The sequence below is a fragment of the Paenirhodobacter sp. CAU 1674 genome (genome assembly GCF_029222945.1).
Taxonomy (GTDB): domain Bacteria; phylum Pseudomonadota; class Alphaproteobacteria; order Rhodobacterales; family Rhodobacteraceae; genus Rhodobacter.
In genome coordinates, this window is sequence record NZ_JARHUH010000005.1 from 163129 (window position 1) to 186539 (window position 23411).

16 protein-coding genes and 2 tRNA genes are annotated in these 23411 nt (G+C 65.9%); 10 read left to right on the forward strand and 8 right to left on the reverse strand.

Features of this window, described 5'->3' with window-relative positions:
* Positions 1 to 58 precede the first annotated feature (58 nt).
* Complete coding sequence (locus P2G62_RS09025) at positions 59 to 1156, reverse strand: rhamnan synthesis F family protein (protein WP_275734558.1); 1098 nt, start codon at positions 1154 to 1156, stop codon at positions 59 to 61.
* Positions 1153 to 1872, reverse strand: coding sequence for a 1-(5-phosphoribosyl)-5-[(5-phosphoribosylamino)methylideneamino]imidazole-4-carboxamide isomerase (gene hisA / locus P2G62_RS09030; RefSeq protein WP_275734559.1), 720 nt, complete (start codon positions 1870 to 1872; stop codon positions 1153 to 1155). The genes P2G62_RS09025 and hisA overlap by 4 nt, the downstream gene beginning before the upstream one ends.
* Positions 1873 to 2001: 129 nt before the next feature.
* On the opposite strand from hisA, the gene P2G62_RS09035 reads away from it, so the two are divergent.
* Entirely contained in the window at positions 2002 to 2385 is a 384-nt protein-coding gene (locus P2G62_RS09035) for a DUF2147 domain-containing protein (protein ID WP_275734560.1), read from the forward strand.
* A gap of 51 nt (positions 2386 to 2436) precedes the next feature.
* Here P2G62_RS09035 and hisH read toward each other — a convergent pair whose 3' ends face one another.
* The 4 genes from hisH to P2G62_RS09055 all read right to left on the reverse strand — a co-directional run bounded on the left by hisH (position 2437) and on the right by P2G62_RS09055 (position 3950).
* Positions 2437 to 3075 carry an imidazole glycerol phosphate synthase subunit HisH gene (gene hisH, locus P2G62_RS09040; RefSeq protein ID WP_275734561.1) on the reverse strand — a complete coding sequence of 213 codons (639 nt, stop codon included), beginning with the start codon at positions 3073 to 3075 and terminating at the stop codon, positions 2437 to 2439.
* Entirely contained in the window at positions 3075 to 3662 is a 588-nt protein-coding gene (hisB, locus tag P2G62_RS09045; RefSeq protein WP_275734562.1) for an imidazoleglycerol-phosphate dehydratase HisB, read from the reverse strand. The genes hisH and hisB overlap by 1 nt, the downstream gene beginning before the upstream one ends.
* 119 nt (positions 3663 to 3781) lie before the next feature.
* Positions 3782 to 3856, reverse strand: a tRNA-Gly gene (locus tag P2G62_RS09050).
* Positions 3857 to 3875: 19 nt separating this feature from the next.
* Positions 3876 to 3950, reverse strand: a tRNA-Gly gene (locus P2G62_RS09055).
* 313 nt (positions 3951 to 4263) lie between these two features.
* Here P2G62_RS09055 and P2G62_RS09060 point away from each other — a divergent pair.
* From P2G62_RS09060 to P2G62_RS09070, 3 genes are read left to right on the forward strand one after another with little or no spacing between them, the layout of a single operon-like run.
* Entirely contained in the window at positions 4264 to 5289 is a 1026-nt protein-coding gene (locus P2G62_RS09060) for an efflux RND transporter periplasmic adaptor subunit (RefSeq protein WP_275734671.1), read from the forward strand.
* Complete coding sequence (gene rbbA, locus P2G62_RS09065; RefSeq protein WP_275734563.1) at positions 5286 to 8039, forward strand: ribosome-associated ATPase/putative transporter RbbA; 2754 nt, start codon at positions 5286 to 5288, stop codon at positions 8037 to 8039. The genes P2G62_RS09060 and rbbA overlap by 4 nt, the downstream gene beginning before the upstream one ends.
* A gap of 3 nt (positions 8040 to 8042) precedes the next feature.
* Positions 8043 to 9155 carry an ABC transporter permease gene (locus P2G62_RS09070; protein WP_275734564.1) on the forward strand — a complete coding sequence of 371 codons (1113 nt, stop codon included), beginning with the start codon at positions 8043 to 8045 and terminating at the stop codon, positions 9153 to 9155.
* Between the two features lie 35 nt (positions 9156 to 9190).
* On the opposite strand, the gene P2G62_RS09075 is transcribed toward P2G62_RS09070, so the two are convergent.
* Positions 9191 to 12625, reverse strand: a complete 3435-nt coding sequence (locus P2G62_RS09075) for a pyruvate carboxylase (protein ID WP_275734565.1) — start codon at positions 12623 to 12625, stop codon at positions 9191 to 9193.
* A gap of 184 nt (positions 12626 to 12809) precedes the next feature.
* On the opposite strand from P2G62_RS09075, the gene P2G62_RS09080 reads away from it, so the two are divergent.
* Complete coding sequence (locus P2G62_RS09080; protein WP_275734566.1) at positions 12810 to 14258, forward strand: TrkH family potassium uptake protein; 1449 nt, start codon at positions 12810 to 12812, stop codon at positions 14256 to 14258.
* 36 nt (positions 14259 to 14294) lie between these two features.
* Here the strand turns inward: P2G62_RS09080 and P2G62_RS09085 are convergent, their stop codons facing one another.
* Positions 14295 to 16091, reverse strand: coding sequence for a serine protease (locus tag P2G62_RS09085; RefSeq protein WP_275734567.1), 1797 nt, complete (start codon positions 16089 to 16091; stop codon positions 14295 to 14297).
* A gap of 184 nt (positions 16092 to 16275) precedes the next feature.
* On the opposite strand from P2G62_RS09085, the gene P2G62_RS09090 reads away from it, so the two are divergent.
* The 5 genes from P2G62_RS09090 (at position 16276) to P2G62_RS09110 (ending at position 23355) form a co-directional block, all read left to right on the forward strand.
* Positions 16276 to 17229 (forward strand): glycine--tRNA ligase subunit alpha, encoded by a 954-nt coding sequence (locus P2G62_RS09090; protein ID WP_275734568.1) that lies wholly within the window; start codon positions 16276 to 16278, stop codon positions 17227 to 17229.
* The gene (locus tag P2G62_RS09095) at positions 17226 to 17702 is read left to right on the forward strand and encodes a DUF6446 family protein (RefSeq protein WP_275734569.1); all 477 of its coding nucleotides are present in this window, start codon (positions 17226 to 17228) and stop codon (positions 17700 to 17702) included. Before P2G62_RS09090 ends, P2G62_RS09095 begins: the two co-directional genes overlap by 4 nt.
* 1 nt (position 17703) lies before the next feature.
* Positions 17704 to 19764, forward strand: a complete 2061-nt coding sequence (glyS, locus tag P2G62_RS09100; RefSeq protein ID WP_275734570.1) for a glycine--tRNA ligase subunit beta — start codon at positions 17704 to 17706, stop codon at positions 19762 to 19764.
* A gap of 147 nt (positions 19765 to 19911) precedes the next feature.
* Positions 19912 to 22455 (forward strand): putative PEP-binding protein, encoded by a 2544-nt coding sequence (locus P2G62_RS09105; RefSeq protein WP_275734571.1) that lies wholly within the window; start codon positions 19912 to 19914, stop codon positions 22453 to 22455.
* A 225-nt stretch (positions 22456 to 22680) separates the two neighbouring features.
* The gene (locus tag P2G62_RS09110) at positions 22681 to 23355 is read left to right on the forward strand and encodes a cell wall hydrolase (RefSeq protein WP_275734572.1); all 675 of its coding nucleotides are present in this window, start codon (positions 22681 to 22683) and stop codon (positions 23353 to 23355) included.
* Positions 23356 to 23411 lie beyond the last annotated feature (56 nt).

Consider the following 23411-nt stretch of genomic DNA (forward strand, 5'->3'; position numbering starts at 1 on the left):
GGGCCAGCCCCCGCGCCCCCGGGATATTGAAGCCAGAAAGAAGCACAGGGCCGGGCGGTCATGTGCCCAGTGCGGCCTCGATCTCGGCGCGGATCGCGGGCGCGGGGGCGGGCAGATCGCCCGCGTCGACGGCCCGCAGATAGGCCTGCAGCGTGGCGCGATAGATCGGCTTCGAGGGCCGTTTGAGGAAGCCCAGGCGCAGCGTGGTTTCGCTGCCATAGGGAAAGCTGGCGTAGAAGGGGGCGGTCGTCACGACGCGGCGGATATGGCGCAGCGCGGCGGCGCGCCAGTCCGGGTGGTCGGGGGTCTCCAGCAGGGCGGTGCCCCGGGCCTGATGCTGCGGGGAGTCATAGGCGGCGTAGAGCAACACCTTGCGCAGTTCGGGGGTGGGCAGGGCCGCCATTTCGGTCAGGAACAGGTGGCGCGAGCCGAGCGCCCCCATCGGCACCCCCGCCTTGGTCATCGCGTAGGAAAACCGCCGTTCGCGCAGGAATTCGCGCCCCTTGGTCAGCGGCACATCGCGCCAGAACCTGACAAAGGCCTTTGTGCCGCCGGGCACGGTGAAATTGACGTGGTAGAAATAGGCCTCGATGAAGCCCGCAGCCGTGCCGTTGTGGTCGCGATCCCGATGCAGCCGGGTCTTGCGCACCAGCCCGCCCATGAAACGACCCGTTGCCTCCAGCCGGGCCAGCAGGTCATTGTCCGGGGTCAGCGGAAACCACAGGCTGTCATTGATCAGGGCCAGATGTTCGGGGCGCTGGCCCAGATGGTCGAGCAGCCGCACGCCGTCGCGATAGGCGCCGACGTCGTAGCCATAGTTCGGCCGCTCGCAGATCAGCGCGGCACGCGAGGCCAGCGCCTGCCGGTCGGCAGGCGAGAGCGGCGCGTTCGACACGATCAGCGGCACATAGCCCTGCGCCAGCAGATAATCGCAGCTGTCCAGCGTCGAGGCGCGCAGGCCTTCGGGTTGATACAGCACCAGCACCGCGACCCGGGGGCCGAAGGGCTGCGCGCCCTCGGTCAGGGTCAGTTGCGCGGGCCAGTCGCGATCCCAGGCGCGCTTGAGCCGGGCGAGTTCGGGCAGAGCCAGCAGATAGCGCAGCTGGCGGGCAGCGCGGCGCGCTTCCTTGTGCAGCTTTCTGCCGAGTTTGGTCACGTCTTCAGCGCCGCCAGTGCCTGCGTCAGGTCCAGCGCCCCGTCATAGATCGCGCGCCCCGAGATCGCGCCCGCGATCACGCCGGTGTCGCGCAGGGCGATCAGGTCGGGCAGCGAGGACACGCCGCCCGAGGCGATCACCGGAATGCTGACCGCGCGCGCCAGTGCCTCGGTCGCGTCGATGTTGGGGCCGGTCATCGCGCCGTCGCGCATGATGTCGGTGTAGATGATCGCCGAAACCCCTGCGTCTTCGAAGGATTTCGCCAGATCAGTGACCATCACATCGGTTTCCTCGGCCCAGCCCTTGGTCGCCACGCGGCCGTTGCGCGCGTCGATGCCCACCGCCACCTTGCCGGGAAATTCACGCGCGGCCTGGCGCACCAGATCGGGGTTTTCGACCGCCACCGTGCCTAGGATCACGCGCGACAGGCCCTTTTCGATCCAGCCTGCGATTGTCGCCATGTCGCGGATCCCGCCGCCCAGCTGCGCGGGCACGGTAATACGCGCCAGAATGGCCTCGACCGCGGCGGCATTGACGGGCGCGCCCGCGAAGGCGCCGTTCAGATCGACCAGATGCACCCATTCGCAGCCCGCGGCCTCGAACTTCGCGGCCTGCGCGGCCGGGTCGTCCCCGAAGACCGTGGCCTTGTCCATCTCGCCATGCAGCAGTCGCACGCATTGGCCGTCCTTGAGGTCGATTGCGGGGTAGAGGATCATCGCCAACTCCTGTCGTTTGGCGCTTTTTGTCACGCACGCGGGCCCCGGGCAAGGGCGCAACGCCACGTCAGCCTTGCCGGGAATCGGGGCGCGTGCCCAGATGGCGCAGGATCTTTGGGAGGAGACACCATGAAAACCATCATTCTGGCGGCGGCGCTGGCCCTGGGTGCCGGGGCGGCGATGGCCGACCCGCTGGAGGGCCTGTGGAAGACGCAGCCCGACGACGGCGCCTATGCGCATGTGAAAATCGCGCCCTGCGGGCCGAATTTCTGTGGCACGATCGTCAAAAGCTTCAATGAAAGCGGTGAATACAAGTCGCCCAATCAGGGCAAGATGATCGTGATCGACATGGCGCCGAAGGGCGATGGCACCTATGCGGGCAAGGTCTGGCGGCCGTCGAACAACAAGACCTACATCGGCAAGATCGCGCTGAACGGCAAGGCGATGAAACTGTCGGGCTGTGTGGCCGGTGGGCTGATCTGCGCCAAGCAGGCGTGGTCGAAGATCGACTGATCCGCACCGTGCAGAAAAACGGAACGGGCGCCTTTCGGCGCCCGTTTTGCGTCAGGGGGTCCAGCGCAGGAAATTGGCGATCAGCCGCAATCCGGTGGCCTGCGATTTTTCCGGGTGGAACTGGGTGCCCACCATGTTGTCGCGGCCGATGATCGCGGTGATCGGGCCTGCGTAATCGGCGTGCGCCAGCAGGTGTTCGGGCTGGGCGACCTTGAAGTGGTAGCTGTGCACGAAATAGGCGTGATCGCCGGTCACGATGCCGTCCAGCACCGGGTGCGGGCGGTCGATCACCAGATCGTTCCAGCCCATATGCGGCACTTTCAGTTTGGGATCGGCGGGCTCGATCCTGACCACCTCGCCGGGCACCCAGCCGAAGCCCTGCGTCAGCTCGTATTCGCGGCTGAGCGTGGCCATCATCTGCATGCCGACGCAGATCCCCAGGAAGGGCTTGCCCTGCTTGTGCACGCCTTCTTCGATCGCCTCGAACAGGCCGGTGAAGCGGTCGAGCGCATGACGGCAGGCCGGAAACGCGCCATCACCCGGCAACACGATGCGGTCGGCCTTGGCCACCACATCGGGCTCGCTGGTCACGACGATGGTGCCGTGGCCGGCCTCATGCGCCATGCGTTCAAACGCCTTTTGCGCCGAATGCAGGTTGCCGCTGTCGTAATCGACCAGTGCCGTCAGCATCACAGCGCCCCTTTGGTCGAGGGCAGCACACCGGCCATCCGCGGGTCGACCTCGACCGCCATGCGCAGCGCGCGGGCGACCGATTTGAACGCGGCCTCGGCGATGTGGTGGCTGTTGATGCCATGCACCCGGTCAATATGCAGCGTGATCCCGCCATTGGTGGACAACGCCTGAAAGAATTCGCGCACCAGTTCGGTGTCGAAGCTGCCGATCTTCTGCGTGGGCATGTCGCAATTCCACACCAGATAGGGGCGCGCCGACAGATCCAGGGCGCAAGCGACCTGGGTGTCGTCCATCGCCAGCGCGAAATGGCCGTAGCGGCGAATGCCCTTCTTGTCGCCCAATGCGCGCACCAGTGCCTGACCGATGGCGATGCCGGTATCCTCGACGGTGTGGTGGTCGTCGATATGCAGATCGCCGGTGGCGCGGATCGTCATGTCGATCAGCGAGTGCCGCGACAGTTGGTCGAGCATGTGATCGAAGAAGCCGACGCCGGTCTGGTTGTCATAAACCCCGGTGCCGTCGAGATTGATCTCGACCGAGATTTCGGTTTCGGCGGTCTTGCGCGTGATCGAAGCGGTCCGCATCGCTGATCCTTCCTGTGGTGTCAGCGCCTTATAGGCCGCAGGCGGCGGCTTGTTAAGCGGCAGGCACGCAGGCGGGGGCAAAAAACAAAAAAGACCGCCGAAGCGGTCCATTTTTGTTTTGGAGCGGGCGATGAGATTCGAACTCACGACCCTAACCTTGGCAAGGTTATGCTCTACCCCTGAGCTACGCCCGCACTCCTAAACTGTCCGAACTGGAGCGGGCGATGAGATTCGAACTCACGACCCTAACCTTGGCAAGGTTATGCTCTACCCCTGAGCTACGCCCGCGCTGCCGGTTCGGTGGAGGGGGATTTAGGAGATCGCGCGAGGGGCTGCAAGAGGAAATTTGACTGTTGCCAAGAAAATTGGCGATCGGCCCTGTCGCCGGTCCGGCGGTCGGGGGATGGCGGCAAGGTCTGCGCGGTAAAAGGCGCCGGGAGCAGGCCGCCTTCAGGGCGGCTGCCGCCACGTTCCAATCCGGGCGCCTCAACCCTTGTTGACCCCACTGCTGCGGCGCGGCACTCTGCGCGCAGGCACGGGCACGAAGGAGACGGCCATGAACAGCAAGACATAGGGATGGGCCCTGACGGCTTTGGCCGGGGTGGCCGCGGTCGGGGGCTTTCTGTGGTGGCAGTCGCAGGCCACGGGCGCTGTTTTCCCGGGAATCGCCTCGGGCAATGGCCGGATCGAAGCGGTCGAGATCGACGTGGCTGCCAAGGCGGCGGGGCGTCTGTCCGAGGTGCTGGTCAGCGAAGGCGATCTGGTGAGTGCCGATCAGCCGCTGGCAAAGATCGATTCCCGGCAGTTGGAGGCCGGTCTGCATCAGGCGCAGGCGGAAAAGAAGCGCGCCGAACTGGCGGTCGATACCGCGAAGATCGTCGTGAAGCAGGCCGAGGCAGAAAAACGCGCGGCCGATGCCGCGCTGGAACAGGCCCGGGCGACGGCGGATGCCGCATGGAAACAGTATGAGCGCACCGAGGCGCTGGCGAAATCCTCGACCGCCTCGGCGGCTTCGCTGGATGCCGACCGGGCGGCGGCGCTGGGGGCCCGGGCCGCGATTGCCGCGGCCGAGGCACAGCAGGCCGCGGCCGAGGCCGCGATCAATTCGGCGCAATCGGCGGTGCTGAACGCGCAGGCCGCCGTCGAGGTCGCGCAGGCCGCGATCGAGGTGATCGAGGTGCAACTGGCCGACAATACTCTGACCGCGCCGCGCGATGGCCGGGTGCAATATCTGGTTGCGCGCGCGGGCGAGATCGTGGCCTCGGGCGGGCGGGTGGTGAACCTGGCCGATCTGGGCGACGTGTCGATGGCGTTCTTCCTGCCCACCGCGCAGGCGGGCCGCGTGGCGATCGGCGACGATGCGCGCATCGTGCTGGACGCGGCGCCCGACTGGGTGATCCCCGCGAAGATTTCCTATGTCGCGGATGTTGCGCAGTTCACCCCGAAAACCGTCGAAACCGAGATCGAGCGCGAAAAGCTGATGTTCCGCATCAAGGCGCGGATCGACCCCGATCTGCTGCGCGCCCATATCGACCGGGTCAAGACCGGCCTGCCGGGGGTGGCCTATGTGCGCACCGATCCCGGCATCGACTGGCCCGAAGCGCTTGAGGTCAGGTTGCCGCAATGACCGCCCCCGTGCCCGCAGGGCCGGTGGCACGGCTGAGCGATGTCGGGTTGCGCTTTGGCAAGACCCGCGCGCTGGAGGCGATCAGCCTGGACATCCCGGCAGGTGTCATGGCCGGGCTGATCGGGCCGGACGGGGTGGGCAAATCCTCGCTTCTGTCGCTGATCGCGGGGGCGCGGGCGCTGCAGGACGGGGCCTTGATGGTGCTGGGCGGCGACATGCGCGATGCCGGGCATCGCGGGCGGGTCTGCCCGCGGATCGCCTTCATGCCGCAGGGGCTGGGCCGCAATCTGTATCCAACGCTGTCAGTGCGCGAGAATGTCGACTTCTTCGGCCGCCTGTTCGGCCATGGCGCCGAGGAGCGCGCGCGCCGGATCGCCAATCTGTTGCAGGCCACCGGGCTTGCCCCCTTTGCCGACCGGCCCGCGGGCAAGCTGTCGGGCGGGATGAAGCAAAAGCTGGGCCTGTGCTGCGCGCTGATCCACGACCCCGACCTGTTGATCCTGGATGAACCCACGACCGGCGTCGACCCGCTGTCGCGGCGGCAGTTCTGGGATCTGATCGACCGGATTCGCGCCGGGCGCCCGGGGATGAGCGTGCTGGTCGCCACCGCCTATATGGAAGAGGCCGCGCGGTTCGACTGGCTGTGTGCGATGCACGCGGGCCGGGTGCTGGCGACGGGCGCGCCCGCGCAGCTGCTGGCGCAGACCGGCGCGGCAGATCTGGACGCGGCCTTCATCGCGCTTCTGCCCGAGGAAGACCGCGCAGGCCATCACACCGTGGCGATCCCGCCGCGCATCGACGACACCGACGCCATCGCCATCGAAGCCACCCACCTGACCATGCGGTTTGGCGATTTCACGGCGGTCGATGATGTGAGTTTCCGCATCGAGAAGGGCGAGATCTTCGGATTTCTTGGTTCCAACGGTTGCGGCAAGACGACGACGATGAAGATGCTGACCGGCCTGCTGGCGCCAAGCGAGGGACAGGCGCAGCTGTTCGGCGAAGACATGGATGCGCGCGATCTGAACATCCGGCGGCGCATCGGCTATATGTCGCAGGCCTTCTCGCTGTATGGCGAGTTGAGCGTGCGGCAGAACCTTGTGCTGCATGCGCGGCTGTTCGGCTTTGACCCGGCGCGGATCGGCCCGCGGGTGGCCGAGATGATCGACCGCTTCGATCTGGCCGAGGTGGCCGACGAATTCCCCGACGGCCTGCCGCTGGGCATCCGGCAGCGGCTGTCGCTGGCGGTGGCGATGATCCATGCGCCCGACATCCTGATTCTGGACGAGCCGACCTCGGGCGTCGATCCGGTGGCGCGCGATGCGTTCTGGACGATCCTGGGCGAGCTGTCGCGCCGCGACGGGGTGACGATCTTCGTCTCGACCCATTTCATGAACGAGGCCGAGCGCTGCGACCGGATTTCGCTGATGCATGCGGGGCGGGTGCTGGTGTCGGATGCGCCCGCGGCGATCATGGCACAGGCAGGCGCGGCCACGCTGGAAGAGGCCTTCATTCAGCATCTGGAAGCCGCGATCGGCGAGGTTGATACGGCGCCCGCGCCTACGACCGTTCTGCCCGACGCCCCCGCTAAACGCGCGCGCAAGCAGTCGTTTTTCGCACGCGCTTTCAGCCTGCGGCGTCTGTTCAGCTATTGCCTGCGCGAGGCGCTGGAGCTGAAACGCGACCCGATCCGCGGCACGCTGGCCACGCTGGGCACCGTCATCCTGATGCTTGTCGTGGGCTATGGCATCAATCTGGATGTGGAAAACCTGAAATTCGCGGTGCTCGATCAGGACCAGAGCGGGATCAGCCGCGATTATGTCGCGCAGATTTCGGGTTCGCGGTATTTTACCGAGGAACCCGCGCTGACCTCTTATCAGGATATGGACGCGCGGATGCGGGCGGGCGAAATCGCGATGGCGCTGGAAATCCCGCCGAATTTCGCCGCCGATCTGCGGCGCGGGCGGGATGTGGCGGTGGCGGCCTGGATCGACGGTTCGATGCCCGCGCAGGCCGAAACCACGCAGGGCTATGTGCAGGGGCTGCACGCCTGGTGGCTGACCGAAAAGATGCGCGAGATTTACGGCGATGCGGCGGTGGCGGGCGATTTCACCATCGCCACGCGTTACCGCTACAACCCCGATGTGCAAAGCCTGCCGGCGATGGTGCCGGCGATGGTGCCGCTGCTGCTGATGCTGATTCCCGCGATGCTGGCCGCGCTGAGCGTGGTGCGCGAAAAGGAACTGGGTTCGATCGTCAACCTTTACGTCACGCCGGTCACCCGGTTCGAATTCCTGCTGGGCAAGCAATTGCCCTATGTCGCGCTTGGCATGGTCAATTTCGCGGGCCTCGTGGCGCTGGCGGTGTTTGTCTTTGGCGTGCCGGTCAGCGGCAGCCTGCCTGCGCTGACGCTGGCGGCGCTGCTGTATGTCACGGTATCCACCGGCATGGGGCTGCTGATTTCATCCTTCATGTCCAGCCAGATCGCGGCCATTTTCGGCACCGCGCTGCTGACGCTGATCCCGTCGGTGCAATATTCGGGGATGATCGACCCGGTCAGTTCGCTTGAAGGGGCAGGGGCGGCGATCGGGCATATCTTCCCCGCCACCTATTTCGTGACGATCTCGCGCGGGGTGTTTTCCAAGGCGTTGGAACTGGCCGACATGCGCCCCGATTTCATCGCGCTGGCGATCACGGTGCCAATCGTGCTGGGCCTTGGCGTGGCGCTGTTGCGCAAACAGGCGAGGTAGGCGATGCGGCTGGCCAATATCTGGAACCTTGGCGTCAAGGAGTTGCGCGGCCTGCTGCGCGATCCGATGCTGCTGGTGCTGATCGTCTATGCCTTCACCTTCTCGATCCACACCGCCGCCAAGGCGATGCCCGAGACCCTGAACAAGGCCAGCATCGCGATTGTCGACGAGGATCGCTCGGCCTTGTCGGCGCGGATCGCCGATGCGTTCTATCCGCCCTATTTCATGCCGCCCGAGATCATTTCGGCGGCAGAGATGGACGCGCGGATGGATGCCGGGCTTGATACTTTCGCGCTGGATATTCCGCCCGATTTTCAGCGTGACCTGCTGGCGGGCGATGTGCCGCAGATCCAGCTGAACGTGGATGCCACGCGGATGACGCAGGCCTTTACCGGCATGGGCTATATCCAGCAGATCGTGAATGCCGAGGTGAACGAATACCTCGACCGCCACCGCAGCGAAACCGAACTGAGCGTCGGTCTGGTGCTGCGCGCGCGCTTCAACCCGCAGCTGGACCAGATGTGGTTCGGGGCTATTTCCAACGTCATCATGTCGATCACCATGCTGGGCATCGTGCTGACCGGGGCGGCGCTGATCCGCGAACGCGAACATGGCACGGTCGAGCATCTGCTGGTGATGCCGGTCAGCGCGTCCGAGATCATGATCTCGAAACTCTGGTCGATGGGGCTGGTGGTGCTGCTGGCCTCGGCCTTTTCGATCGTGGTGGTGGTCGAGGGGATGCTGCAGGTGCCGATCCCCGGCTCGCTTGCGCTGTTCCTGTTTGGCACGGTGTTGCAGCTGTTCGCGGTCACCGCGATGGGGATCTGGCTGGCGACGATGGCGGGGTCGATGCCGCAGTTCGGGCTGCTGCTGGTGATTACCTTCCTGCCGATGCAGGTGCTGTCGGGCACGCTGACCCCGCGCGAAAGCATGCCCGACATTATCCAGTATATCATGCTGGCCGCGCCCAATACGCATTTCGCGATTCTGGCGCAGGCGGTGCTTTTCCGCGGGGCGGGGCTGGCCGTGGTCTGGCCGCAGCTTCTGGCGTTGTTCGGGATCGGGGCGGTGATGTTCGCGTTGGCGCTGCGCCGGTTCCGCGCCTTCCTGCGATAAGACAAGGGCGGCGGGTTTCCCCGCCGCCCCGTTTGTCAGTCCAGCTCGATCAGCAGATCCTTGGCGTCGATCTGGCTGCCCGGGCTGACATGCAGCGCCTTGATCGTCGCTTCGCGGTCGGCATGGATGCCGGTTTCCATCTTCATCGCCTCGATCGTCAGCAGCAGATCGCCCGCGCGCACCTTCTGGCCCACGCTGACCGCAACGCTGGCCACGGAACCGGGCATCGGCGCGCCGATGTGGTTGGGGTTGGCCGGGTCGGCCTTGGGTTTGGCCTTGGTCGCGGCCTTCACGGCGCGGTTGGGCACCCGGATCGTGCGCGGCTGGCCGTTGAGTTCGAAGAACACCTTGACCTCGCCGGCCTCGTCCACCTCGCCGACGGTCTGGAAGCGCAGTTCCAGCGTCTTGCCGGGGTCGATCTCGGCGCTGATTTCCTGCCCCGGCTCCATCCCGTAGAAGAAGACGGGCGTCGGCAGGGTGCGCACGGGGCCGTATTGGCGATGCCGGCCCATGTAATCGAGGAACACCTTGGGATACATCAGATAACCCGCCAGATCCTCGTCATCGACGACATAGCCGTTCAGCTCGGCCGAGAGTTTCGCGCGCGTCGCCTCGATGTCGACGGGCGCGAGGTGCTTGCCCGGGCGTTCGGTCGAGGGCTGCTCGTCTTTCAGCACCTTCCTGACGATCCCCGCAGGCCAGCCGCCGGGCGGTTGGCCCAGGTTGCCGCGCATCATGTCGATGACGGAATCGGGGAAGGCCACGTCCTTGGCCGGGTCCAGCACATCGGCCTTGCTGATGTTTTGCGCCACCATCATCAGCGCCATGTCGCCCACGACTTTCGAGCTGGGCGTGACCTTGACGATATCGCCGAAGATCTGGTTGGCGTCGGCATAGGCCTGCGCCACCTCGTGCCAGCGTTCCTCCAGCCCCAGACTGCGCGCTTGCGCCTTGAGGTTGGTGAACTGCCCGCCGGGCATTTCATGCAGGTAAACCTCGGAGGCGGGGGCCTCGAGCCCGGATTCGAAGGCCCGATACTGGTGACGCACGGCCTCCCAGTAGTTCGACATCTGACGGATCGCCGCGATGTTCAGGCCGGTGTCGCGTTCGGTATGGGCCAGCGCCTCAACGATGGACCCCAGGCACGGCTGCGAGGTGCCGCCCGAGAACGCATCCATCGCCGCATCCACCGCATCGACGCCCGCATCCGCCGCGGCCAGAACCGTGGCCCCGGCAATGCCGCTGGTGTCATGCGTGTGGAAGTGGATCGGCAGGCCGACCTCGTTTTTCAGCGCGGTGACAAGGGCGCGCGCCGCAGCGGGTTTCAACAGCCCCGCCATGTCCTTCAGCCCCAGCACATGCGCGCCCGCCGCCTCCAGATCCTTGGCCATGGCGACGTAATACTTCAGGTCGTATTTCGCGCGATCGGGGTTCAGGATGTCGCCGGTGTAGCAGATCGTGCCCTCGCAGACCTTGTTCGCCGCGATCACCGCATCCATCGCGACGCGCATGTTTTCGACCCAGTTCAGGCTGTCGAACACGCGGAACACATCGACGCCGGTTTCGGCGGCCTGTTTCACGAAGAACTGCACCACGTTATCGGGATAGTTGGTGTAGCCCACGCCGTTCGATGCGCGCAGCAGCATCTGCGTCATCACATTGGGCATCGCTGCGCGGATGTCGCGCAGCCGCTGCCAGGGGCATTCCTGCAAGAAGCGATAGGCCACGTCGAACGTCGCCCCACCCCAGCATTCGACCGAGAAAAGATCGCCCAGGTTCGCCGCATAGGCGGGGGCGGCCTTGATCATGTCGAGGCTGCGCATCCGCGTGGCCAGCAGGCTTTGGTGGCCGTCGCGCATCGTGGTGTCGGTGATCAGCAGTTTTTTCTGCGCCTTCATCCAGGCGGCCACGGCCTGCGGGCCCTCGACGTCGAGCAGATCGCGCGTGCCTTTGGGAACCGGGCCTGCGGGCAGCGGCGCGCGCGGGGTGCGCGCCTCGGCCGGCGGCTTGGCGCGGCCTGCGGTTTCGGGATGCCCGTTCACCGTGATGTCGGCGATATAGGTCAGGATCTTGGTCGCCCGGTCGCGGCGCTTCTTGAACTGGAACAGCTCGGGCGTGGTGTCGATGAACTTCGTCGTATAGCTGTAATCTAGGAAGGTCGGGTGTTTCAGCAGGTTGATGACGAAGTCGATGTTGGTGGAAACGCCGCGGATGCGGAATTCGCGCAGCGCGCGGTCCATCCGGGTGATCGCCTGTTCGGGGGTTTGCGCCCAGGCGGTGACCTTGACCAGCAGGCTGTCATAATAGCGCGTGATCACGCCGCCCGCGTAAGCCGTGCCGCCATCCAGACGGATGCCCATGCCGGTTGCGGACCGATAGGCCGTCAGACGGCCGTAATCGGGGATGAAGTTGTTTTGCGGGTCCTCGGTGGTGACGCGGCATTGCAGCGCGTGGCCCGAGAGGGTGACATGCGCCTGATCGGGCACGCCGGTGGCCTGCGCCAGCGTCGCGCCTTCGGCGATCTTGATCTGGCTTTGCACGATGTCGATGCCGGTGACCTCTTCGGTCACGGTGTGTTCGACCTGCACGCGCGGGTTGACCTCGATGAAATAGAACTGCTGGCTGTCCATATCCATCAGGAATTCGACGGTGCCCGCGTTCTGATAGCCCACCGCGCGACCGATCTTCAGCGCCTGTTCGCAAACCTCGGCGCGTTGCGCTTCGGTCAGATAGGGGGCGGGCGCGCGTTCAACCACCTTCTGGTTGCGCCGCTGCACGGTACAGTCGCGTTCAAACAGGTGATAAAGCCCGCCGTGGGTGTCGCCCAGCAGCTGCACCTCGACATGGCGTGCGCGCAGGATCATCTTTTCCAGATAGCCCTCGCCATTGCCAAAGGCGGCCTCGGCCTCGCGCCGGCCCTCGCGGACCTTTTCGACCAGCTCGGCCTCGCCCATGATCGGGCGCATGCCGCGCCCGCCGCCGCCCCAGCTGGCCTTGAGCATCAGCGGATAGCCGATTTCCGCCGCCTCGGCCTTGATCGCGTCGAAATCCTCGCCCAGCACTTCGGTCGCAGGGATCACCGGGACGCCCGCCGCGATCGCCACGCGCCGCGCGCTGGCCTTGTCGCCAAGCGCGCGCATGGTTTCGGCGCGCGGGCCGATGAAGGTGATGCCCGCCGCGGCGCAAGCCTCGACGAAATCGGGGTTTTCCGACAGCAGGCCATAGCCCGGGTGGATCGCATCGGCGCCGCATTCCTGCGCCACGCGGATGATTTCGGGAATCGACAGATAGGCGCCGACGGGCGACAGGCCCGCGCCGATACGATAGGCTTCATCGGCCTTGAAACGGTGCAGGGACAGCTTGTCCTCTTCGGCATAGACGGCGACCGTCTTCTTGCCCAGCTCGTTGGCCGCGCGCATCACGCGGATGGCGATTTCGCCGCGGTTGGCTACCAGAATCTTGCGGAACATGTCAGACTCTCCCCGACAGGTGGAATGGCGGAAACCTAGCGTCGCTGCGTTGCGGCGCAAGCAAAAATTGCGAAATTGAGCAAATTAACTGACCAATTTCGGAAAGTTTGCAAAGTTTTCCGGGGCAATCCCGGCCGCCACGGCGCACTTGACTTGGCCCCTTCGGCGCGGGCAAGCAGGGCGGATGATGGATCTGCGCCCCGTGGGCTATATCATCGGAATGCTGAGCATGGTTCTGGGGCTGGCGATGCTGGTGCCGGCGCTTGTGGATTTCGCACATGGCAACCCGCATTGGCGCGCCTTTCTGGAATCCGCGATCATCTGCGCGACGGCGGGTGGGCTGCTGGCGCTGGCCTCGCGCGATGCGCTGCGTCACATGCTGACGCTGCCGCAAAGCTTCGTTCTGACCTCGCTCGTCTGGGCCACGCTGCCCGCCTTCGGTGCGCTGCCCTTCATCATCGGCGCGCCCGGGCTGACCTTCACCGACGCCTATTTCGAGGCGATGTCGGGCCTGACCACCACGGGCACCACAGTCATTCCCGCGCTCGACGATCTGCCGCCGGGCACGAACATGTGGCGCGCGATCCTGCAATGGCTGGGGGGCCTGGGCATCATCATCGTCGCGATGATCTTCCTGCCGGTGATGAAGGTGGGCGGGATGCAGTTCTTCCGCTCGGAAGGGTTCGACACGCTGGGCAAGATCCTGCCGCGCGCGATGGACATCTCGACCGCGCTGATCCGCATCTACGTCGGGCTGACGGTGATTTGCGGGCTGGTCTATGCGGCGCTGGGGATGACCACCTTCGATGCGATCGTGCATGCGCTGACCACGCTGTCCACCGGCGGGTTTTCCAATTACGACGCCAGCTTCGCGCGCTACAGCGGCCCTGCGGAATATGCGGCCTCGGTGTTCATGCTGCTGGCGGCGATGCCGTTCATCCGCTTCGTGCAGCTGACGCAGGGCCATGTCGGCCCGATCTGGCGCGATCCGCAGGTGCGCGCCTTCCTGCGCTGGCACGCCTATGCGATCGGGGTGATCGTTCTGTATCGCATCTTCCGCCACGAGGCCGACTTCTGGCCCACGCTGCGCGAGGTGACCTTCAACGTGGTCTCGACCTTCACCGGCACCGGCTATGCCAGCGAGGACATCACCAAATGGGGGCATCTGGCTTTCGTGGTGCTGATTATCACCGGGCTGATCGGCGGCTGCACCTCGTCCACCGGCTGTTCGGTCAAGGTGTTCCGCTATCTGATCCTGTTCGAGGCGATCCGCGCCCAGATCCGCCGCCTGCACAGCCCGCATCGGGTGGTGCGGGTGCGCTATGCCAACCAGCCGGTCGAGGATGAGGTGGTCAATTCGGTGATCGCCTTCTTCTCGCTGTTCATCCTGAGTTTCGGTGTGCTGATCGTCGGGTTGTCGCTGACGGGCCTTGAAACCAAGACCGCGCTGACCGCAGCCTGGACGGCGATTGCCAATGTCGGGCCCGCCTGGGGCCCCGAAGTGTCGGGCAATGGCGCAATCGACGCCTTCCCTGAACCCGCGAAATGGATGATGTCGGCGGGGATGTATCTGGGGCGGCTGGAGCTGATGTCGGTTCTGGTGCTGCTGCTGCCGCGGTTCTGGCGCAGCTGACGGGCGAGGGCCGGGGCGCGGCCCTCGCAGTCGGGGTCATTTCCAGCAGGCGATCTGCACCGTCAGGCCCTGGGCGATTTCCGCCAGATCCTCGGCCGCAAGCGCCCCCGAGGCGTCAGAGGCCAGCGGGGCGAAGCCGCGCTCTGCCAGTGCGGGGGCCATGGCCGCCGATTGCACCGCCACCGCCAGATCGCCGGGCAACAGCTTGTCGGGGGCATGCGCATCGGGCAGCAGCATGCCGATCACCGCGCCGGTGGTGTCCAGCACCGGGCCGCCCACGTCACCGGGCAGCACCCGCGCCGCCAGCCTTGCCTGCGATACCTCGCCGGCAAGGCCCGTCAGATCCGACAATGTGCCGAAGCTGAGCACCGGCGCCGAGAGCGACTCCGGGTAGGAAAACCCTGCCACGGCGACCTCGGACCCGGGGCCGATCGCCGCGGTCTGGAAGGCCGCAACGCGCGCGGGCGCCAGCGGTTTGCGCGGGGTCAGAACGGCAATGCCCAGATCCATGTCGGCAAAGGCCAGATCGACGTCCTGATCCTCGACCGTGATGCGCGCGCAGGTATCGAGCCCGGCGGCCGCGGTCAGCACCGCGCCCTTGTCATCGACGTAAAAACCGGAATGCGCGAATTCCGGGTGGCGCACATTCAGCCCCGACAGCAGGTCGGCACGGTCCACCGCAAGCGGCTTGCCCAATGTCGCATCCAGCGCGGTGCCCCCCAGCGGCTTGAAGCTGGCCTTCATCGCCGCCAGCACCCGCGCCATCCGTGCTTCCTGATCGGCGGGATAGACCAGCGTGAAGCCCTTGATCAGCCCGCCCGCCAGTTTCGCCTGGGTGTAGGAATGGATCTGCGCGTTCTGCCCGGTCAGGGTGAAACCGTCGCGTTCGCGGTTGCGCGGCCCCTCCATCGGCACGATTTCCAGCGTCTGCATCACATCATACAGACCGAACAGCGCGTTCTGATCGCCCTGCTGCGAAATCAGCAGCACCGTCACGCCCGAGCCGTCCTTGGCGCGGTAATGCACGAAGGGCGGGTCGTAATGGTCGAATTCGACCAGCCCCAGCGGCAATTCGATGGCGATGCCCGCTTCCGGTTCTTCGGTCAGGGTCAGGCCCAGGGCCTTGCGCTCGGTCGCGACGGTGAGCAGAAGTTGCGCCTGCTGTGCCGAAGACAGAACCCCGGTCGGCTCGAACCCCTGTGCGGTTTGCCACGCGGCGATCGAGCCCCGGGTGCCACGCCCGAAGGCCCCGTCGATGGCCCCGCTGTAGACCCCCTGCCATTGCAGCGCCGCCTGAATTTCCATCCGCTGTTCGCGCGTCAGGGCGGCTTCGAGTTGACGTGACCGGCTCAGTGTTTCGACCGATGCCGGTTCGGGGGCAGTTTCGGCCACCGGAGCAGGGGCCGCGGCCTCGGGTTCCGGGGCGTTTTCCTGCGCGTCCGGCGTGACAGGGGGCACCGGCGCGGGCGCCTCGGGGACGGCGCTCAGCCCGGCCCCCACAGGCCAGAACTGCTGACCGAATTTCGACCCGTCCGAGACATAGCTGTCCAGGGGGATCATCCGTTCGCTGCGCAGCAGCCGCATCTTTGCCTGTGCGGTTTCGGGGCTGTAAAACGGGCCCAGGGCAATCGCATACCAGCCGGTGTTCATGGCAAACCCCACGACATCGGGGAAGCTGCGGGCCCAGTCGCGCGCACGCTCTTCGCCGGCGGCCAGCGACGGGCGCGCCTCGATCTGGATCCAGGCGGGTTCGGCCCAGGCCAGCCCCGTCCAGATCATCCCGGTCAGCCCGGCCCCCACCACGGCCGAAATGGCCCTGCGCACAGATTTCATTCGTTACACCCCATTCTTGCGCTCTTCGCGTTCTGGACGGGCACGTTAGCAGGCTCAGCGGCGGCGTCACCCCAAAATGCGTGGATTTTGCCCGCCCGGACCGCCGTTGCCGCCCGGCCCCCGTTGACCCCCGCGCGCCCCTTGCCTAGAGAGGGGGCGCTTTCAGCCAAAGGGGTGCCTTCCCGTGTCCAACACCGCCGCGACCAAACCCGCCGCTCCGCGTTCGTTTCAGGAAATCATCCTGCGCCTGATGACCTATTGGGCCTCGAAGGGCTGCGCGGTGCTGCAACCTTACGACATGGAGGTCGGCGCGGGCACCTTTCACCCGGCGACCACGCTGCGCAGCCTGGGCTCGACGCCCTGGGCCGCGGCCTATGTGCAGCCCTCGCGCCGCCCGACCGACGGGCGCTATGGCGAAAACCCGAACCGGCTGCAGCACTATTATCAATATCAGGTGCTGATCAAACCGAGCCCGCCGGATCTGCAGGCGCTGTATCTGGGCAGCCTTGAGGCAATCGGCATTGATCTGGAACTGCACGATATCCGCTTTGTCGAGGATGACTGGGAATCCCCGACGCTGGGCGCCTGGGGGCTGGGCTGGGAAGTCTGGTGCGATGGCATGGAAGTCAGCCAGTTCACCTATTTCCAGCAGGTCGGCGGGCACGACTGCCGCCCCGTCTCGGGCGAGCTTACCTATGGTCTGGAGCGGCTGGCGATGTATGTGCTGGGCATCGACCATGTGATGGACATGCCCTTCAACGACCCCGACGCGCCGATCGCGCTGAAATACGGCGATGTGTTCCGCCAGACCGAGCAGGAATATTCCCGCTGGAACTTCGATCAGGCCGATACCGCGATGCTGTTGAGCCATTTCGAGGATGCCGAGGCCGAATGCGAACGTATCCTTGCCGCCGATCCGGTGGACGGGGCAGGGCGGCGCATCGTGATGGCGCACCCGGCCTATGACCAGTGCATCAAGGCCAGCCACCTGTTCAACCTGCTGGATGCACGCGGCGTGATCTCGGTCACCGAACGGCAGGCCTATATCGGTCGTGTCCGCGCGCTGGCCAAGAAATGCGCCGACGCCTTCGTCACCACCGAAGCCGGCGGTGCCCAGCCAGAGGGTGTCGGGGCGTGAATGGCAAGATCGTCGGAGGCATCATCGTGCTGAGCGCGCTTTTGACCGGGGCTGCGGTCTTTTATCTGCAGGAATATGCATTTTACGAACCCGTGCAGGCCTCGGCCCCGGCGGCCGAAATCCGGCTGACCTCGGTCGAGACCGGCCAGCCCGAGGCAATCCTGGCCGAGGGCTTCGAGGGGATCGACGCCGACAGCTCGCCCCTGCGGTTCCGCGGCTGCTTTCACACGCCGCTGTCGCTGGCTCTGCTGACCGAGACCTTCACCGTCTATGACAACGCAACCCCGCTGAACGGGCCGAACTGGTTTGGCTGCTTCGATGCGGCCCGGATCGGGGCCGATCTGGAAAGTGGTGCTGCGGTGGCCTTCCTGTCCGAACATGAGATCCGCCCCGGTGTCGACCGTGTGGTGGCGATTTATCCCGATGGCCGGGCCTATGCCTGGCACCAACTGAACGAAAACGCGGAGAAGTGACATGCCCGATCTGCTGATTGAACTCTTCTCCGAGGAAATCCCCGCGCGGATGCAGGCGCGGGCGCGCGAAGACCTGCGCAAGCTGGTGACCGATGGTCTGGTCGAGGCCGGGCTGCATTACGCCCATGCCGCCGCCTTCTCGACGCCGCGCCGTCTGGTGCTGGCGCTTGAGGGCCTGTCCGAGCGCAGCCCGACCCTGCGCGAGGAACGCAAGGGCCCGAGCGCAAGCGCCCCCGAAGCCGCGGTGCAGGGCTTTTTGCGTTCGACCGGGCTGACGCTCGATCAGCTGGAACTGCGCGACGACAAGAAGGGCCAGGTCTATTTCGCTGTGGTGGAAAAACCCGGCCGCGCCGCGCCCGAGATCGTGGCCGAGGTGCTGGAACGCACGATCCGCAATTTCCCCTGGCCGAAGTCGATGCGCTGGGGCGCGGGCGCGCTGCGCTGGGTCCGGCCGCTGCATTCGATCCTGTGCATCCTGACGACCGAGGCGGGCGCCGAGGTGGTGCCGCTGGAAATCGAGGGCATCGTTTCGGGCAACACGACCGAGGGCCACCGCTTCATGGCGCCGGGCCGGTTTGCCGTTTCGGGCTTTGACGATTACGCCGCCAAGCTGAAGGCCGCGAAGGTGGTGCTGGATTCGGCCGAGCGCGAAGCGATCATCTGGCACGACGCCACGCAGATGGCCTTTGCGCGCGGGCTGGAACTGGTCGAGGACAAGGGCCTGCTGGCCGAGGTGGCGGGGCTGGTCGAATATCCCGTCGCGCTGATGGGCGATATTGCCGATGATTTTCTGGGCCTGCCGCCCGAGGTGCTGCAAACCTCGATGAAAGAGCATCAGAAATTCTTCTCGGTCAAGAACCCGAAGACCGGGCGGATCGAGGGCTTCGTGACCGTCGCGAACCGCGAAACCGCGGACCATGGCGCGACGATCCTGAAGGGCAACCTCAAGGTGCTGTCGGCGCGGTTGTCGGATGCGAAATTCTTCTGGGAAAACGACCTGCGGCTGGTGAAGTCCGAAGGGCTGGAAGGCATGGGCGCCGGTCTGGCCAATGTGACCTTCCACAACAAGCTGGGCAGCCAGGCCGCGCGGATCGAACGGATCGAGGCGCTGGCGGGCGAGATCGCGCCGCTGGTCGGCGCCTCGCCCGATCTGGCCGTCGAAGCCGCCCGCGTGGCCAAGGCCGATCTGCGCTCGGCCATGGTGGGCGAATTCCCGGAACTGCAGGGACTGATGGGCAGCTATTACGCCCGCGCGGCGGGCCTGCCCGAGGCTGTGGCCAATGCCTGCAAGGGCCATTATTCGCCGCTGGGCCCGTCCGACGATGTGCCGACCGAGCCGGTGACGGTGGCCGTCGCGCTGGCCGACAAGATCGACACGCTGACCGGCTTCTGGGCGATTGGTGAAATGCCCACGGGCAGCAAGGACCCCTTCGCGCTGCGCCGCGCGGCGTTGGGGGTTATTCGGTTGGTTTTGAATAACGATTTGCGGCTGAACCTGTCGGAATTGTTCCAAAAAGCCAACTCTGGCACGGATGCGGGCGATCTGCTCTCCTTCTTCCACGACCGCCTCAAGGTCTTCCTGAAAGACCAGAACATCCGTCACGATGTCATCGACGCCTGCCTTGCGATGCCGGGCAATGACGATCTGACGCTGTTGGTGAAACGGGCCGAGGCCTTGGGCGCGGTGCTGGCCACCGAGGATGGCGCGAACCTGATCGCGGGCTTCAAACGCGCGAACAACATTCTGGCGCAGGCCGAGGCCAAGGATGGCGTCGAATATTCCTACGGGGCGGATGTGAAATTCGCCGAAGGCCCCGAGGAAGTGGCGCTGTTTGCCGCGCTGGATCAGGCCGAGGCGGCGATTGCACCGGCGATGGCGGCCGAGGATTTCGCAACCGCGATGGGCGCGATGGCCGCGCTGCGCGGGCCGATCGACGCCTTCTTCACCGCCGTGCAGATCAACTCTGACAATGAAATCGTGCGCCGCAACCGTCTGAACCTGCTGTCGCGCATTCGTCAGATCTGCCTGAGCGTGGCGGATCTGACCAAGCTGGAAGGCTGAGTGCCGCCGCCCGCCCCCGATCCGGGGCGGGCGGATTTATTGCGGTGAATTCATCACGTTAGGTGACGCGGCGTCGTTCACCCAATTGTCGCACTTGCGCGGTGCGCGTTTCCGCCTATCCTGCCAAGGGACGAGGGGCATGCTGCAATGCAGAAACACGCTGATTTTGCTGAATTTGTCGAGCTGACGCCGGGGGCTGCGGTCACTCTGAACCGGCATGGCTGGCGTGCGAAATGTCTGCAGCGGCTGATCCGGCTTGATCTGCCGGTGCCGCGGACGGTGGCGTTGCCGTGCGAAACGGTGCGCGCGATCGCGGCGGGGCAGATGCCCGATACCCAGGCCCTGGCGGCGATCTTTGGGCCTGACCTGCTGGTGTCGGTGCGCTCCAGCCCGGAAAACCCCGAATGGGGCGGGCCGGGAACGGTGCTCAACGTCGGCATGAACGACGCGATGCATGCGATCCTGACCGACAGCCACGGGCGCGAGGCGGCCGATGCGCTGTATCTGCGGTTCGTGCAGAATTACGCGACCCATGTCGCCCGGCTCGACCCCGACATGTTTCATGCCGAGCCGGGGCCGCAGGCGCTGAGCGCTGCGCTGGCGGCCTATCGCGCGGAAACGGACGAAGATTTCCCGCAATCCCCCGCGCGCCAGCTGGCCGAGGTGCTGCGCTCTATGGCGCGCGCCTGGGAGGGCACGACCGCGCGGCTGCTGCGTCAGGCCAAGGGCGCGCCGCTGGAGGCGGTGCTGGGGCTGGTGGTGCAGGAAATGGCCCTTGGTATCGGGCCGGGGCTGTCCGGTTCGGGCACGATCCAGTTCGTCGACAGCGTGACGGGCCTGCCGCAGATCACGGGGCGGTTCCGGGGGCAAAGCCAGGGTCGCAAGGCCTCGGTCGAGACGCTGTTTCTGACGCAGGACCCGCGCGGCGCCTCGCTGGAAGAGGCCGCGCCGGCGGTGTTCGAGGAATTGCGCCATTACGGCGCCGCCTGTCGCGCCAAGCTGCGCGAGGAAATGCAGCTGGAATTCGCGGTCGAGGGCGGCAAGGTTGCGGTGATCGACGCGGTGCGGGTGGTGCGCAGCTCGCGCGCCTCGGTCAAGATCGCGGTTGCGCTGGCGAGCGACGGGATCATCTCGCGCGAGGATGCGTTGCTGCGGGTCGAACCCCGCGCGCTGAGCGAATTGCTGCACTATCAGGTCGATCCGCGCGCCGCACGCGACCGTTTGGCACTGGGTATTCCGGCCAGCCCGGGGGCGGCGACCGGCAAGATCGTTTTCACGGCCGCCGCAGCCCAGGCCAGCGCCGCGCGGGACGAACCCTGCATTCTGGTGCGCCGCGAAACCTCGCCCGAGGATATTCGGGGCATGCATGCGGCGGTGGCCGTGCTGACCGAACGCGGCGGCGTGACCAGCCATGCGGCGGTGATCGCCCGCGGTCTGGGCCTGCCCTGCATCGTGGGCTGCACGGATATTCAGATCAACGGGCGCGACCGCACCTTGCGGGGACCCAAGGGCCGGATCTTCCGCGAGGGAGAGGTCATCACCGTCGACGGCACCAGCGGCGAGGTTCTGGTGGGCGCGGCCGAGATGCTGGAACCCGCGCTGGACGATGCCTTCCGCACGCTGCTGCGGTGGGCTGACAATGTGCGCGACATCGGCGTGCGCGCCAATGCCGACACGCCCGACGACGCCCGCACCGCGCGGATGTTTGAGGCCGAGGGCATCGGTCTGGCCCGGACCGAGCACATGTTCTTTGACGAAGATCGTCTGACGGTGATGCGCGAGATGATCTTTGCCGATACCGCCAACGACCGGCGCATCGCGCTGGAGCGGCTGCTGCCGATGCAGCGGGCCGACTTCATGGCGCTGTTTGACATCATGGCGGGGCTGCCGGTCTGTATCCGGCTGTTCGATCCGCCGCTGCATGAATTCCTGCCGCATGATCGCGAAGGCATGCGCGAACTGGCCGAGGCGCTGGACCGTCCGCTGTCCGAGGTGACCCGCCGGGTCGAGGCGCTGAGCGAATTCAACCCGATGCTGGGGATGCGCGGTGTGCGGCTGGGTGTGACCGTGCCGGAAATCTATGACATGCAGGTGCGCGCGATCTTCGAGGCGACGATCGAGGCCAGCAAGCGCGGCGCCCCCGTGGTGCCCGAAATCATGATCCCGCTGGTCTCGGCCTCGCGCGAGGTGGAAATCGTCAAGACCCGGATCGATTCTGTCGCGGCGGCGGTGAAGACCGAGATGAAGGCCGATTTCACCTATCGCCTGGGGGTGATGGTGGAAACGCCGCGTGCGGCCCTGCGGGCGGGCGAGATCGCCGAGCACGCGCATTTCCTGTCTTTCGGCACCAACGACCTGACGCAGATGACCTATGGCCTGTCGCGCGACGACGCCGGGCGGTTCATGTCGAACTACGTCAATCAGGGGGTCTATGCCGAGGACCCGTTCCACATTCTGGATGTCGAGGGCGTGGGCGAGTTGCTGTTGATCGGGGCGGGGCGCGGTCGCGCCGCGCGCCCGGATGTGACGATTTCGGTCTGTGGCGAGCATGGCGGCAACCCCGAATCAATCGCCTTCTGCCGCGCCGCGGGCTTCGATTATGTGTCCTGTTCACCGTTCCGGGTGCCGGTTGCGCGGCTCGCGGCGGCACATTTTGCACTGTTGGCCCCCAAGGGGCGAAGCGGTCTGTAAATCTTGCGCCACCTCTCTGATTCCTCTGGTGTTTTCAAAAACTTGCAGGTATCGGCAAAGAGTTCCCGACGGGCATGAGTCGTCCGGGGGCTAAGCGGGAATCCGCCACTTTTGTGGGCGGAATTGCCTGTCTTTTTGCCGAAAGGTGGACATCTTAACGTTTTTTCGGTTATGGCGCTGCGGTCGCGGCTCAGGCCGGGGCGATGTCCTTATCGGAAGATACACATGTCAGTGCTGAAAAGCTGGACGGGGGGCGCGATGCTCCTCCTGGCCCTTGCCGGAGGCTTGCGTGCCGAAGTTACGGTAAGCCAGTCGAACGATCCCACCGCGACGGAGCAGGGGCTCCTGTCGGCGTTGTGGCAGGAACGCAGCGCCCTGGGCGCGGTCACCGCCAAGCGGATCTCTGCAATCACCACCGCCCCGAAGGCGGCACGCAAAACCGGCGCGGCGCCCGAAATCACCGCGCAATGGCTGGCCAGCCAGCCGGTGCCCACGGGGGGCGAGCAATTCCAGTGCCTGGCCTCGGTGCTGTATCACGAGGCCCGTGGCGAAAGCCTGGAAGGCCAGATTGCGGTGGCCGAAGTGGTGCTGAACCGCGTCGACGACGTGCAGTTCCCGGGCACTGTTTGCGGTGTCGTGCATCAGGGTAACAACCGCGGCTGTCAGTTCAGCTGGACCTGCGATGGCCGCTCTGACGTTGTGCGCGACAGTCAGGCCTATGCCCAGGTGGCCAAGGTCGCCCGGGCAATGCTGGATGGCGCGCCGCGCGATCTGACCGAGGGCGCGACCTATTTCCATACCCCCGCCGTGCGCCCGAGCTGGTCGCGGCGCTTCGTGCAGACCACGCGGATCGGGGCGCATATCTTCTATCGCAAGCCGGTGCAGACGGCCTCGAACTGAGGTCGCGGATCGGCGCGCAGATGACGTTTCGGGGTGGGCCTTGGCCCGCCCCTTTC

What these genes read in the sequence shown, in the direction of transcription:
- hisA (WP_275734559.1), bottom strand. Translation starts at nt 1,872, where the DNA reads ATGATCCTCTACCCCGCAATCGACCTCAAGGACGGCCAATGCGTGCGA.
- P2G62_RS09080 (WP_275734566.1), top strand. Translation starts at nt 12,810, where the DNA reads ATGATGGATCTGCGCCCCGTGGGCTATATCATCGGAATGCTGAGCATG.
- hisH (WP_275734561.1), bottom strand. Translation starts at nt 3,075, where the DNA reads ATGCTGACGGCACTGGTCGATTACGACAGCGGCAACCTGCATTCGGCG.
- P2G62_RS09075 (WP_275734565.1), bottom strand. Translation starts at nt 12,625, where the DNA reads ATGTTCCGCAAGATTCTGGTAGCCAACCGCGGCGAAATCGCCATCCGC.
- P2G62_RS09035 (WP_275734560.1), top strand. Translation starts at nt 2,002, where the DNA reads ATGAAAACCATCATTCTGGCGGCGGCGCTGGCCCTGGGTGCCGGGGCG.
- P2G62_RS09105 (WP_275734571.1), top strand. Translation starts at nt 19,912, where the DNA reads ATGCAGAAACACGCTGATTTTGCTGAATTTGTCGAGCTGACGCCGGGG.
- glyS (WP_275734570.1), top strand. Translation starts at nt 17,704, where the DNA reads ATGCCCGATCTGCTGATTGAACTCTTCTCCGAGGAAATCCCCGCGCGG.
- P2G62_RS09085 (WP_275734567.1), bottom strand. Translation starts at nt 16,091, where the DNA reads ATGAAATCTGTGCGCAGGGCCATTTCGGCCGTGGTGGGGGCCGGGCTG.
- hisB (WP_275734562.1), bottom strand. Translation starts at nt 3,662, where the DNA reads ATGCGGACCGCTTCGATCACGCGCAAGACCGCCGAAACCGAAATCTCG.
- P2G62_RS09110 (WP_275734572.1), top strand. Translation starts at nt 22,681, where the DNA reads ATGTCAGTGCTGAAAAGCTGGACGGGGGGCGCGATGCTCCTCCTGGCC.
- rbbA (WP_275734563.1), top strand. Translation starts at nt 5,286, where the DNA reads ATGACCGCCCCCGTGCCCGCAGGGCCGGTGGCACGGCTGAGCGATGTC.
- P2G62_RS09070 (WP_275734564.1), top strand. Translation starts at nt 8,043, where the DNA reads ATGCGGCTGGCCAATATCTGGAACCTTGGCGTCAAGGAGTTGCGCGGC.